Source organism: Streptomyces sp. NRRL F-5135, from assembly GCF_000719775.1.
Classification (GTDB): Bacteria; Actinomycetota; Actinomycetes; order Streptomycetales; family Streptomycetaceae; genus Streptomyces; species Streptomyces hebeiensis.
Window position 1 is genome coordinate 65,748 of sequence record NZ_JOHR01000023.1, and the last position, 12,983, is coordinate 78,730.

The window sequence follows — 12,983 nt, forward strand, 5'->3', positions numbered from 1 at the left end:
GTCTCGGTCGGCCTACGGCTCGAACTTGTAGCCCAGGCCCCGCACCGTCACCAGATAGCGCGGCGCCCCCGGGTCCGGTTCGATCTTGGCCCGCAACCGCTTGACGTGGACGTCGAGGGTCTTCGTGTCGCCCACGTAGTCCGCGCCCCAGACCCGGTCGATCAGCTGCATCCGGGTCAGCACCCGGCCCGCGTTGCGCAGCAACATCTCCAGCAGGTCGAACTCCTTGAGCGGCAGGTCGACCTTGCCGCCGGAGACCGTGACGACATGGCGGTCCACGTCCATCCGGACCGGGCCGGCCTCCAGGGCCGCCGGGGTGACCTCCTCGGGCTCACCGCGGCGGCGCAGGACCGCGCGGATCCGGGCGACCAGCTCCCGCGAGGAGAACGGCTTGGTCACGTAGTCGTCGGCTCCTATTTCCAGGCCGACGACCTTGTCGATCTCGCTGTCCTTGGCGGTGACCATGATCACCGGGACATTGGATCTGCCGCGCAGCTGGCGGCAGACCTCGGTGCCCGGCAGGCCGGGCAGCATCAGGTCGAGCAGGACGAGGTCGGCGCCGTTGCGTTCGAACTCGTCGAGCCCCTCGGGCCCGGTGGTCGCGATCGCGACCTCGAAGCCCTCCTTGCGGAGCATGTAGGACAGGACGTCGCTGAAGGATTCCTCATCCTCGACGACGAGCACTCGGGTCACGGAAGGACCTCCGGGGCTGGAAGCACGGTCGGGGGATCCAGCTCATCGCTGGTCTGGGTGTCGGTGTCGGTGTGGGAGGGCCGGTCGTCGTCGTCCGGGCCGGGGGTGTCTGTGACGGTGACTGCCGTGGCTGCCGCGGCTGTGGCCGTAGCCGTGGCCGTGGCCGTGGCCGTAGCCGCACGGCGGCGGTTCCGCTCGGCAGCCGCCTCGGGCAGCCGCAGCGTGAAGGTGGAGCCCTGGCCCTCGGAGCTCCATACCGTGACTTCCCCGCCGTGCGAGGCGGCCACGTGTTTGACGATGGCGAGGCCGAGCCCCGTACCGCCGGTCGCCCGGGAGCGGGCCGGGTCGACGCGGTAGAACCGCTCGAAGATCCGCTCCCGGTCCTTCTCCGAGATGCCGATGCCCTGGTCGGTGACGGCTATCTCGATCAGGTCCCCGCCGGTGGCGGGGACGCGCCGCGCGGCGATCCCGACGCGCGTACGGGCCGGGGAGTAGTTGACGGCGTTCTCCACGAGATTGCCGAGGGCGGCGGCCAGCTGGCCGCGGTTGCCCCAGACGCGCAGGTCGACGGTGCCTCCCGCGGCCATGGTGATCTGTTTCGTGGACGCGGCGTGCCGGGACCGGTCGATGGCCTCGTCGACCAGCTCGTCCACCCGCACCGGCTCGGCGTCCTCCAGCGGGTCGTCGTTCTGCACCCGGGAGAGGTCGATCAGCTCCTGGACCAGATTGGTCAGCCGGGTCGCCTCGATCTGCATCCGGCCCGCGAAGCGGGTGACCGCCTCGGGGTCATCGGAGGCGTCCATGACTGCCTCGGAGAGCAGGGAGAGCGCACCGGTGGGGGTCTTGAGCTCATGGCTGACGTTCGCCACAAAGTCGCGCCGTACCGCTTCGATCCGCCGGGCCTCGGTGAGGTCCTCGACCAGCAGCAGGACCAGCCGGGAGCCGAGGGGAGCGACCCGCGCGGAGACCGCGAGGGCCTCGCCCCGGCCCGTGCCCCGCCGGGGGAGGTCCAGCTCCACCTGCCGTATCTCCCCGTCCCGCCGGGTGTCGCGGGCCATGAGCAGCATCGGCTCGACGGCGAGCTTGCCGCCCCTGACCAGCCCGAGCGCGTACGCCGCCGAGCTGGCCTTGACCACGGAGTCGCTCTCGTCGAGCACGACCGCGGAGGAGCGCAGCACGGAGAGGACGGTGTCGACGCCCGGGGGCAGTGCGGCATCCGTGTGCAGGGACGTACGGGTCGGTCTCGCCTGGTCGCGCTCGCTCCAGCGGAACGCCAGCATGGCGATCACGCCGGTACACACCCCGGCGATCGCTGCCAATGCGGCGACAGCCGCGTTCACGTCCATACAGCCAGGTTATGCGCGCCCACCGACACTCTCCCAGACGCTCGGGTGTCTCCTCCGACACTCGTCGCCCAGAGTTCACCGAGGGGAAAGTGACGGTTCACTTGGGAGGGAGGAGACGGACTCGTAGCCGCCCGAACGTGGCGAACATGGCAGCGTAGGGGCCGGATCCCGGGCGGCCACGGCCCGCGCGGACCGGGCGGACCGGGCAGACCGCGCGGCCCGGACGGCCCGGACGGCCCGCCCCGCCCGTCGCGAGCGGGACCGTACCGAGCAGCAGGCAGCACGACGTACACGACGTACAAGAGAGGGACACCCCATGCGGGACGCGTACCACGAGGAACTGGACTCGATAGGCGAGGACCTGGTCGAGATGGCCCGGCTGGTCGGTTCCGCCATCGGGCGGGCGACCACCGCCATGCTCGACGCCGACCTGAACCTGGCCGAGAGCGTGATCGCCGGCGACCAGAAGGTCGACGACCTCCAGCACGATCTGGAGGCCAGGGCCATCGCCCTGCTGGCCCGGCAGCAGCCGGTCGCGACGGACCTGCGGATCGTGGTCACCTCGCTGCGGATGAGCGCGGACCTGGAGCGTTCCGGCGACCTGGCGCAGCACGTCGCCAAGCTGGCCCGGCTGCGCTTCCCGGAGTCGCCCGTACCGCACGACCTGCACGCGACACTGCTGGAGATGGGGCAGCTCGCGCAGCGCCTGATGGCGAAGTCCGCCGAGGTGATCATCACCAAGGACGTCGAGCTGGCGCTCCAGCTGGAGCAGGACGACGACGAGATGGACCTGCTGCACCGCACGCTGTTCCAGCACCTGATGGACGACCGCTGGAAGCACGGCATCGAGACGGCGGTGGACGTGACGCTGCTGGGCCGCTACTACGAGCGCTTCGCGGACCACGCGGTGTCGGTGGCCAAGCGGGTCGTGTACCTGGTGACGGGCGAGCACGCGGACGAGATCCAGCCGGCGGAGACCCCGGTCGAGGGCGCCTGACCAACCGGCCGGGGCGGCCTGACCAACGGGCGTGGCGGCCTGACCAACCTGACAGGGCTGCCGGACAGCGCGACCGGCGGGGCCGGACGGGACGAGCCGGTCCGAGCCGGTCCGTGGCCCGTGGGCGCACAAGACGTGGCCCGTGGGCACACAAGACAATGAAATGAAACGCCGAGAACCCGGGCCTGCCGCTGACCGCCGTGGTCAGCGGCAGGCCCGGGTTCTCCACTTCGTGATCATGTCACCGGTCTGCGACAGCGCTGTCCTGGAACGAAGACTCCGGGCCCACAGGGGTCACACCAGCCCCATAGTTATCAAGCGAGCACCGAGAAGCCGAACCGTTTCGGCCTCAACCACTGATCATCAAGGGGATCTCATGTCCGGCAACCGTCGTAAGGCCTTCCTCGTCTCCGCAGCCCTCGTCGGTGGCGCCATGCTGATGACGGCGTGCCAGGACTCGGACGCGGCCACGGACACCGGCGCCTCGCAGAGTTCTCCGTCCGCCGCGCAGGCCGGCGGTGCCGCCGCCTCGTCCGGCTCGTCGGCCTCGGACAGCGGTCAGGGCACGGACAAGGGCACCGACGCGACGGGCAAGGGCACCGAGGCCGATGCCGATGCCGGGGCCGGCTCCGGCGTCGACACCGGCGACGGCAAGCGGGAGCAGGTGGAGCAGATCTGCGGCGCCAACGACATCTCCTGGAGCACCAGGTCAGAGTCCCAGGCCGGCGGATACATCCTGATCATGGCGAAGGCGAAGTCGGGGATCACCTGTTACCTGCCCGCCGAGCTTCCGACCGTCGCGTTCGGGTCCGACGGCACCGAGGCGGGCCCCGCGGAGCAGTCCGTCGGCGCGCAGGTCAAACTGAGCGGGAGCACCACCGCCTACGCCGGGGTGAACCCGAAGACCACCAACGAAGACGGTGGCAAGGAGCTGGACAGCATCATCGTCGCCGTCGGCAACGAAGACCCCGACCCGGTTTCCCTGCCGGTCGGCACCATCACCGTCGACGAGCCGGTCGTCACCAACTGGCACACCGCCCCGGCGGACGCCGTCCCCTTCAACTGAACCGACCCGCGGCGCGCAGTCCGCGTTCGGCGCCCCGGGGCACTGCACCCCGGGGGCACTGCCCCGGAGGGCAGTGCGGCGAGCGGGGAAAGCCGAAAGGCAGGGCGTACGCGGGCGTACGGCGCGGCTTGCGCGCTTGCGCCGTGGATGCGCCGTTGCCGGAACCGCCCCTTGAGGCATGCAATGGGCCGAGGCGACACAGATGCCCGCCTTCGAGGAGGATCCCATGGCCGATTCCCCCCTGACCGCCCCGGTCCGGCAAGCGCCCGCCGGAGTACCTCACCAGACCGTCCTCGCCGCCTGCGGCTGCGGCTCGGGCTGCGGCTGCGGCTGCCAGTCCGGCGGCTCCTGCCAGTGCGGCGGCAGCTGCGGCTGACCCGCTCGTACCGGTGCCGCGCGCCGCGCCGTCACGCACCGTGCCCCGCCCAGGAACGTCCTTGTCCTGGGCGGGGCACGCCGGGTTTCCGGACCGATCGTCGTGTCAGGCGAGTACGGACAGATCCTCGGACGTCAGGGCGATCGACCCGGCGGCGATGTTCTCCTCCAGGTGGGCGAGGGATCCGGTGCCGGGGATGGCCAGGATGTTGGGGGATGAGGCGAGCAGCCAGGCCAAGGCGATCTGCGGGACCGTGGCTCCGTGCCGGTTCGCGACCTCGGCCATACGCTCACCGGTGAGGTCACTCAAACCGCCACCCAGAGGGAAGAACGGCACGTAGGCGATGCCCGCCTCCGCGCAGACGGCCAGGAGCCGGGGGTCGTCGCGCTTGGCTGCGTGGTAGTGGTTCTGGACGGCCGCGACGGGCGCGATCGTACGGGCCTCGGCTAGGTGGTCGGCGTCGACGTTGCTCAGCCCGAGGTGACGGATCAGGCCCTCCTCCCGAAGGGCGGCGAGCACCTCGAAGCGCGCGGCCACGGATTCGCCGCGCGGCGGGTCCCCCGCGCCACCGATGCGCAGGTAGACGAGATCGAGGCGGTCCACGCCGAGGGTTTCGAGGTTCTCCTCGACCATGGGCCGCAGGTCCGCCGGATCGGTGGTCGCGGCCAGACCGCCGTCAGGGGTGCGGGCCGGGCCGACCTTGGTGGCGATGACCAGATCGGCCGGGTAGGGGTGGAGGGCCTCGCGGATCAGGGCGTTGGCCCGGACGGTTCCGTCGCCGCTGGTGTAGAAGGCGGCGGTGTCGATGTGGTCGACGCCGAGTTCGACGGCGCGGCGCAGGACGGCACGACCGGTCTCCGGATCACGGGCCGCGCCATGGAATTCGCGGGTGGGCAGACGCATGGCCCCGAAGCCGACTCGGTTGATCGGGAGGTCGCCGCCGAGGGGGAAGTCGCGGAAGTCATCGCTCATGGACTTGAGCTTCGACGGCGGGCCGTCCGGCCGCGAGCCCGTGGCAGCTTGCTGCCAGCGGACACAATGAACGCATGACAGAGAGCGTGACCATCCGCGGCGACCTGGAACTCGTCGCCCGTACCGAGCATCTCTTCTCCTCGGTCCGCGAGGAGTTCGTCTGTGCCGCCCGCGATCTCCACACCTGGAACCACCTCGGCGCCCGGCACGCCGCCCAGGAACGGATGCGGAACAGCGGCGCACGGCGGGTCCGCAAGCTGTACGGTCCGGCCGCGCCGGCCGACCAGCGCACCCGCGAGCACATGTACGAGCTCGCAGGCAGGGGCGCACGGGTACGGATCGCCGCCACCGCTCTCCCGCACGAAACGATCGTCATCGACCGCAGGTTCGCCATCCTCGCCGGCGTGGACGCGCCCGGCGGACGCGAGTACACCGTGACCACGGCACCCGCCGTGGTGGGCGGGGTCTACGCGCTGTTCGAAGCCGTCTGGGAGCACGCCACCGACCTCGGCGTCTTCCTGAGCGACGAGCCACCCCTGCTCGACACCGAGAGCCGGACGGTTCTGCGCGCGCTGGGATCCGGTGCCACCGATGAGACGGCCGCCCGGGAACTCGGCATGTCCCTGCGGACCTACCGTCGCCGGGTGGCGGAACTGCTCCACACGCTCGGCGCGGACTCCCGGTTCCAGGCCGGCGTACGCGCGGGTGAGCTGGGCCTGCACGGCTGAGGCCCGCACAGCCGAGGGGGGCAGGCCGGGCTGCCCGGTCGGCAGAAGCCGCACGACAAGAGCACGCGGCTGAGCCTACGCACGGACCAGGTGGGTGAGACGCGGAGAGCCGCGACGTTGAGGTTAACGCTTGCGTTAACCTCAACGTCGCGGCTCAATGGAAAGTGGTCCTCGTCGAAGAGGTCGCGGCATGGTTCGAAGCGCTGGCTGAGGATGACTGGGACAGCGCCGAACAGGTGGAAGACGCCATCGACATGCTGGCGACCACAGGTTCGACGCTCGGCCGCCCTCTGGTCGACCGGATCAAGGGCGCTGACAATCACCACTTGAAAGAGTTGAGACCAGGGTCGTCCGGGGGCAGCGAGATCCGGATCCTCTTCGCTTTCGATCCGGTGCGCCGGGCGGTCTTGCTGGTGGCCGGCGACAAGGCAGGCAACTGGCGGCAGTGGTACGACGTGAACATCCCGATTGCCGAGGAGCGCTATCAAGCGCACCTGTCCGATCTTGAAACCAGGGAGTACGAATGAGCACGGTCAGCTGGGAGGAGACCAGGCGTAAGGCTCGTGAGCGGCGTGAGGCCGCCGGCCTGCCGGTGCGATCGGCGGAGGAGAAGCGAGCAGCCATGGACAGGCTGACCGCGGAGGTGCGCGCGCACAAGCTCGCAGAGGTCCGGCGCGAGCAGGCGCTGACCCAGCGCCAGGTCGCTGCGTCGATGGGAGTCTCGGCGCCCCGTGTCTCCGCGATCGAGCACGGTGCACTGGACCGTGCGGAGGTCGCGACGCTCCGGGCATACGTGGAAGCGCTCGGCGGTCGGCTGCGTGTGGTCGCCGATTTCGGGGATGCGGAATACACCGTCGCCTGAGACGGGCCCCTCTCAGTGCCCTGCTACGGCCCGGGCCGCATCGCCCCGGGCCTGACGGCCGGCAGCGGGCCCACGCCATGAAATCGCCCCCGATCCGCGCCATAAGCGCTGGTCGGGAGCGTGGTCACGCTGCCTACTTCTTCTTGCCCTGGTTCTTTCCGGGGATCTTGGCGACCTGGGTTTTTGCTGGTCAGGGGCGGTGGGCTCGTGCACTTGGTGGTCGTCGTTTGTCGTCATTGGCCACTGTCGAGCGGCCTCGGACGGCCCAGAGACGGCCCAGCCTTGGCGCGCTCGGCTGGCGGCCGGCACCTTCGATGCGACCCGTCTGAACCTCAGCCGGCGACAGTCAGCCACGACGTTGAGGACGCCGACCGACCATGCACGCGTATGCCTCGCTGCACCCCCACCGGCCTCAGCCACGCTGCCCTGTCGTCGATCAGAGGAAGCCGCGACGCCCGGTCCGTGGCTGCGACGCCTGAACCCTCAGCGGGGGAAGCTGTGCGCATCCGGCTAGATAAAGCGCTGCCTGGCGAGACGCCTCAGTCACCGCACTGTCGGTGTCGCTTGCCTCTACCGTGCTCCCCGCTGCCCCCGTGCGGAGTCGTGTGTCGCTTAGCGGATCGCGTTCCTGAGCCGCTTCACCACCGCCGCCACTTGTTCGTGAGCTGGTAGGACCGAGGGCCGTGACGTGCGGTCAAGTCACCCGGAGCTCCCGTAAGTGTCAGAGGAACATGGAAACATGGAGTCGTGAGCGGTGTAGACACAGTCAGAGGTATTGCCTACCAGCAGGCACAGGCTGTCTTGGCGGCAGTAGGACTGCTTGAGGACCCAGCCCTCGGGAGCATCCGAGTGGAAGGCTCTGATGACGCCGTCGACATTGAGCTGTTCAACCGCGATGGGACCGTGCGACACGCCATGCAGGTCAAGGTGCGTGCCCCTGACTACACGTGGGGTGAAACGGCACTGCTTGCTGTCTTGAAACGTTGGGCAGTGCTCCCCGACGCCGAGCACGCGTCTTTCGAGTTCCTCACCGACGGCCGGCTCGGTCCCAGTGGCCAACGCGTACAGCAAGCACTTGAAGAGGCTGCGGAGGGGCGTACTGCTCCTCTTGCCCAACTCCTGGGAACGGGCATCAGCGATGCCGTGTGCGTCGCGCTTGGAAGAGCGAGCATCCGCCAAGACCCGTACAACACTGGTGCGCTGCTGGTGCGCGCCGAGAGTCAGGTTGCCGAGATGCTCCCCTCTGCCCGGACAGAGGAAGATCTTCGACAGCAAGCCACTGGAGCCGTCGACCGCCTTTTCCGTGCCCTGTTCGACTACGCAAGCAACTCAGAGGCTCGACTACGTATAATTGACCGACAAATCGTTGCCGCTCTCCTCGGGGTACCAGCCAATCAAACACCCGCTCAGAGATGGCCAATCATCAAAGCGCGATACCTCGAAGTCGCTGCATCTCTCGGCGACCAGTGCGCAGTTACCCCAATAGTCACGAGCCTTGAGGGATCCCCCGGAGGGAATTCTCGGCAATCCGGCGATGGAGATACTCGGGATATTAACCAGCTCCTGAGAGGAATGGGACCAGCAGTACTGGCTGGCAGTACGGGTACTGGAAAGTCCACCGCAGTTCGGCTGTTGCGTCAGAAATCAGCCGCTGAGGGCAAGGCAGTCATCGTGGTCCATGCCGAGAGCTACCTACCAGGACGAATGGCTGCTCTCGCAGCGGACGGTATCGCTTCCGTCCTTGGGGAGCACTACCCAACGGCAACGGGCGAACAAGCTCTGTCGGATACTCAGGTCACCTTCGTCATCGACGGAGCTTCGGAAGTGGCAGAGTCTACGCGCCAGGCTCTCCATACGGATCTGCTTACATCTGTGGCCTCAGGGCATGGGGCACGGGTCGTGGTGGTGGGGAGGGACGTTGCGGCTCTGCGAGCCCTACTACCGAGCAGCGCGCTTCCGGCAGTTTATCGAATAGAGCCTCTCGATCACGAACGGCAGGTTGACCTGGCGAGGGAAAAACTCACCCAAGGCGCCATACCAGCGGAACCCGAAACTGCCTACGCCGCAGTTCGTACGGTTTGTGCATCACTCGGTGATGCGGCACGCAATCCGCTATTGTTCTCCATGGCTGTAACCATCCACACCTCACAAGCAAATAGGGGTAGGGCCGGACTCTATAAAGCGTTCATTGAGAAGCTCGCTGCCCGCAGTGGTGCCACGGGAATCTCTTTGGTGCGAACAGTCCTTGGAATTGTGTTCGTTCGCCTATTGAATGAGGGACGTCGCTACGCAGACCTGTACGAATGGCACAAGCTACTGATGGATGCCGTTGCGACCTTGCGCGAAAGCGGGTTGGTTGTTGATATCGCAGACATCGAAAGTGCCGCCCGCCGCTGTGGCCTGATCACAACGCTCGGCTGGGATCAGACCGTTGTGGCAATGCATGATTCGTTCGCCGACTATCTTGCAGGAGCGGCACATGCTAGCGGCGCTGCTCCTCTGCCTAGCAGGCTTACTGCGGGGGATGATCAACGAATTCTCTTTTACGCAGAACTAAACGGTGTCGATCAGAAGCTAGCGGAGCTAGTCGCCAGGAATATCCCGTTTACCTCTGTCTCGCTATCCTCCTTCGACTCTAGGCGGCTAGAGGAAGATGCTCCCGAATTGGTGGCTTCCCTTTTGAGTATGGTTTCCCAGGCGCAGGGACAAACTGTCGCCCTTTGTCTACTAAGCGACGACAGAGTGATGGCCGTCCGTCATCCAGGTCATAGGCCTAGCTGGATTGGGCAAGCACAAGCGCGAGAGCTGGCGCAGAGGTTCGGTGCAATTGTGGTTGATGCGACGGCCGGTCCCGCTACTGTGGCAATTAGGTTATGGCGAAAGGAAATGCAAGCACTACTCCATGCTCATTCTGCGCCAAAAATCCGGCGTCTAGCCTCTGGAGAAACTGCCTGTGAGGCGCTAACGGCGCATGCCAAGAAAACCGCCGACATTTCTCGTGACTTGATCGAAAGAGTCACACCCCCTGGCCATGTTGAGATGCTAGCTGCACAAGTGGGCCCTCTAGGGTTGCACGCGGTTATTAGCCAAGAGGAGAATGGCCCCTTCGGGAGATTCCTACCCGTAAAGTATCGGCGGGCGAGTGACATCCTTGTGCGAGTTGACTCCGAGTCAGGGAGCGGTATCGCGTCAGAGGGTGAAAGTTCCACGACGCTTGAGTACTTGCTGGATAAATCTCCTGCATCTACAGCGGCTGAACGCATCCAAAAGGCTATCGAAAGTTTGACAATCCAGGGATGGCTTGGCATGTGATCGGAAACCCAGAGCAAAGAAGAGAGTGTATCGAATGACCAACTCGCATATCTGGCGGGCGGTAACTCGGCAAGCTGCATTCTGGGCAGCGCTTCCGCTTGTTCAAGAGTTCGCGAAGCAATTGCCGCGCAATGCCTCCACTCGCACTGCTGGAGTGCCAGAATATCTACAGGCGCTGCAGGCCAGTGGTGCCCAGATTGCGGCCACTCCCCTGCGACTTACCGGGCTCGTGAGCGGATTCAGCGAGCTTGTCAAATCATTTGATGTCTCATACGACGAGAGTGATTTGCAGCGTTGGTTGCAGATGGCTGGTCAAGTAGAAATTGCTCATCGGGAAACTGTCGCTTGGTTGCGATCACGCATGCCTGGTTACCCGCAACTCCCCGCGCCTCAGCTTGCGCCCGGAACTCCTCTTACGACCGTCGAGTTCACCTATCGACTCTCGTGGGGAGCCCAAGAACGAGCACAAGGCCTGCAACTGCAAGACGTTCCGTCAGGCGTTGCTCGTCGCTTGGGAGCCAATGCAAGTCAGGCTCATGGTCTCGGCGAGGCCGCTCGTGCGCTTGCCTCAACGTTGCGGTCAAGTGAGGAATGGTCGCGTCTCGGTGTGGCCCGCAGCGCTCTAGGTGCTGCTGATCGGGAGGCTCTCCGGGACACGCGCGCTCGGGTGAGACAACGGCTTAGTCCCAGCATGATTGATGCGCACGAGCCTCATCGCGCTTTGCCGCGGCACGACTATCGATGTGCTGTCTTGAAAGAAGAGCTGGACACTCTAACTGGCCAGGCTCGAGAATTCGCAGACGCCTTCGATGCCGCAGACGAGCTAGTCGAACTCGCGGCTAGCGATGTGTTTGGCCAACTCGCCGTTTATGGATTCCCGGTAAATCTCGGGAGAGTTGCAGAAATTGACCTGGAACCCGGAGCCATCCAGTATGCTTCGTTCACCCTTCCCGGTGACACATGGCTTGAACCCGGATGTCTGATCCGGATCGACGATTCGCTCATCGCCGACACCATGCTTATGGTCGGTGGATCCTTCAGCTTCGGAAGCACGTCTAGGACTCGCATTCGGGCGCGCGTGCTGCCCGGTACTTCCTCTGTCTGGTAGGCCCACCCGTCATAGCGCGTCAACGTACATGTATGTCGGCGAAGCGGATTTGGGGTGGCGCCGCTTTGGCGCGAGTGATCATGGTCTCGTTGGAGTCATGATCTTCGAGGCTCGCGCCGAAGTGGCTCCGTAAAGCCGTGGAGCCGACCGCCCTAGCCACGACGTACCCCTTCTCTGGCATCAGGCGGCTGATCGTCATGAGCGCGGCACGGGCGCCGGCCGGGCTGGAGCGGGGCGGAGACAGGAGCGCAGGCCCGGCCGGGAGCCGGGCCGCGCGCGGTGAGCGGAGCGAGCCGCCTTGAACCAGTAGAGAAAGTTGTAACTCAGTCTGTCGCGTGAGGCTTGTCCGGTCCCGGGAGATGCTTGACACTCCGGTCCCAGCTGATGGTTGACAGTGGCCGTGATCGGCTTTTCTGTGCACGTCGTTGCGGCGTGTGGCAGGAGGCCGGGATTGGCGCTGGTGGAGTTGTCGGTTGTCGAGCAGAGATACCGGGCGGTCCTGGCCGTGCTGGCGGGTGCGACCGTGACCGAGGTCGCCGCTCAGTTGGGGGTCTCGCGGCAGACGGTGAGCGGGTGGAAGTCGCGGTATGCGGCCGCGGGCCTGGCAGGTCTGGCGGACCGTTCTCGCAGGCCAGCCTCGTGTCCGCATCAGGTGTCCGCCGAGGTGGAAGCGACCGTGTGTGAGCTGCGGCGCAAGCATCCTCGGTGGGGTCCGCGGCGGATCGCTCATGTGCTGGAGCGGTCCGGGACGGTGGCGCCGGTGCCGTCGCGGATGACCGTGTATCGGATCCTGGTCCGCCATGGGCTGGTCGAGCCGGGGGTCCGGCGCCGGAAGCGGTGGGATTACAAGCGCTGGCAACGCGACGTGCCGCTTCCCGGCCCTGTCGCCGATGCGCTCCGGGTGCACATGAAGCGGTTCCCGCCGGTCGAGATCACCTTGCCGTGGAAGGTCGCCGACGGTCCTCCGGTGACCAAGCGGCTCATCTTCACCGGGCCGCGCGGCGGACACGTCTGGCGGACGTCTCTCAACGAGGAGGCGTGGAAGCCTGCGCTGGCTGCGGCGGGCGTCATCCCCGTGCCCGAGCGGGGCCGGCAGTACGCCGAGTCCCGCGAGAACGGCATGCACGCCCTCCGCCACTTCTACGCCTCGGTGCTTCTGGACGCGGGGGAGAACATCAAGGCCTTGGCCGAGTACCTCGGCCACTCCGATCCGGGCCTAACGCTCCGCGTCTACGCGCACCTGATGCCGTCCAGCCAGGAGCGGACTCGCAAGGCCGTGGCTGCAATCTTCGAAACGGTCCCGCCGGAAGTCTGACGGTCAAGGCCGTTGACCGCTGATGTTTAGTCAGTCTGACGATAGAGGCGAGCGATCACCAAGCCGTGACGTCCATCACACTTAGCCGATTGAATTGCGCACATTGCCTCGCTGGAACCGCGTCAAGCCAGGCTCCCAAACGTGGTAGATACTGCGGCGAAAATCGCGTAGCGGAACTCGGTAGACGCTCCCGGGGTGGCACCGAAGA

General features: G+C 66.4%; 11 protein-coding genes and 2 pseudogenes. 10 read left to right on the forward strand and 3 right to left on the reverse strand.

Annotated features, from left to right (window positions below):
• Window positions 1-12 precede the first annotated feature (12 nt).
• Together IG02_RS0130995 and IG02_RS0131000 are read right to left on the reverse strand one after the other, a co-directional pair.
• A complete protein-coding gene (locus IG02_RS0130995) occupies window positions 13-693 on the reverse strand; it encodes a response regulator transcription factor (protein WP_030755361.1) in 681 nt (226 codons plus the stop codon).
• Complete coding sequence (locus IG02_RS0131000) at window positions 690-2,039, reverse strand: sensor histidine kinase (RefSeq protein ID WP_030755364.1); 1,350 nt, start codon at window positions 2,037-2,039, stop codon at window positions 690-692. The genes IG02_RS0130995 and IG02_RS0131000 overlap by 4 nt, the downstream gene beginning before the upstream one ends.
• 316 nt (window positions 2,040-2,355) lie before the next feature.
• Here IG02_RS0131000 and phoU point away from each other — a divergent pair, with 316 nt between their 5' ends.
• From phoU to IG02_RS42310, 3 genes are all read left to right on the forward strand, one after another.
• Entirely contained in the window at window positions 2,356-3,036 is a 681-nt protein-coding gene (gene phoU / locus IG02_RS0131005) for a phosphate signaling complex protein PhoU (protein WP_030755367.1), read from the forward strand.
• Window positions 3,037-3,412: 376 nt separating this feature from the next.
• Window positions 3,413-4,102 carry a DUF4232 domain-containing protein gene (locus IG02_RS0131010; RefSeq protein ID WP_030755370.1) on the forward strand — a complete coding sequence of 230 codons (690 nt, stop codon included), beginning with the start codon at window positions 3,413-3,415 and terminating at the stop codon, window positions 4,100-4,102.
• Window positions 4,103-4,328: 226 nt separating this feature from the next.
• On the forward strand, window positions 4,329-4,478 hold the full coding sequence (locus tag IG02_RS42310; protein WP_199814120.1) for a hypothetical protein: 150 nt from the start codon (window positions 4,329-4,331) through the stop codon (window positions 4,476-4,478).
• Window positions 4,479-4,583: 105 nt separating this feature from the next.
• Here IG02_RS42310 and IG02_RS0131020 read toward each other — a convergent pair whose 3' ends face one another.
• Entirely contained in the window at window positions 4,584-5,450 is an 867-nt protein-coding gene (locus IG02_RS0131020; protein WP_030755374.1) for an oxidoreductase, read from the reverse strand.
• A 74-nt stretch (window positions 5,451-5,524) separates the two neighbouring features.
• Here IG02_RS0131020 and IG02_RS0131025 point away from each other — a divergent pair, with 74 nt between their 5' ends.
• The 7 genes and pseudogenes from IG02_RS0131025 to IG02_RS42320 all read left to right on the forward strand — a co-directional run.
• On the forward strand, window positions 5,525-6,178 hold the full coding sequence (locus IG02_RS0131025) for a response regulator transcription factor (RefSeq protein WP_030755377.1): 654 nt from the start codon (window positions 5,525-5,527) through the stop codon (window positions 6,176-6,178).
• A 164-nt stretch (window positions 6,179-6,342) separates the two neighbouring features.
• A complete protein-coding gene (locus IG02_RS0131030; RefSeq protein WP_030755381.1) occupies window positions 6,343-6,705 on the forward strand; it encodes a type II toxin-antitoxin system RelE/ParE family toxin in 363 nt (120 codons plus the stop codon).
• Window positions 6,702-7,040: an XRE family transcriptional regulator gene (locus tag IG02_RS0131035; RefSeq protein ID WP_030755384.1), complete on the forward strand. Its 339-nt coding sequence runs from the start codon at window positions 6,702-6,704 to the stop codon at window positions 7,038-7,040. The genes IG02_RS0131030 and IG02_RS0131035 overlap by 4 nt, the downstream gene beginning before the upstream one ends.
• Before the next feature lie 747 nt (window positions 7,041-7,787).
• Window positions 7,788-10,352: an AAA family ATPase gene (locus IG02_RS41110; RefSeq protein ID WP_158712400.1), complete on the forward strand. Its 2,565-nt coding sequence runs from the start codon at window positions 7,788-7,790 to the stop codon at window positions 10,350-10,352.
• Between the two features lie 34 nt (window positions 10,353-10,386).
• Window positions 10,387-11,460 (forward strand): hypothetical protein, encoded by a 1,074-nt coding sequence (locus IG02_RS41815; RefSeq protein ID WP_158712401.1) that lies wholly within the window; start codon window positions 10,387-10,389, stop codon window positions 11,458-11,460.
• Between the two features lie 466 nt (window positions 11,461-11,926).
• Window positions 11,927-12,334: pseudogene (locus IG02_RS42315) on the forward strand (helix-turn-helix domain-containing protein); the annotation flags it as partial.
• Window positions 12,320-12,775 (forward strand): annotated as a pseudogene (locus IG02_RS42320) (tyrosine-type recombinase/integrase); the annotation flags it as partial. The pseudogenes IG02_RS42315 and IG02_RS42320, both read left to right, overlap by 15 nt.
• Window positions 12,776-12,983 lie beyond the last annotated feature (208 nt).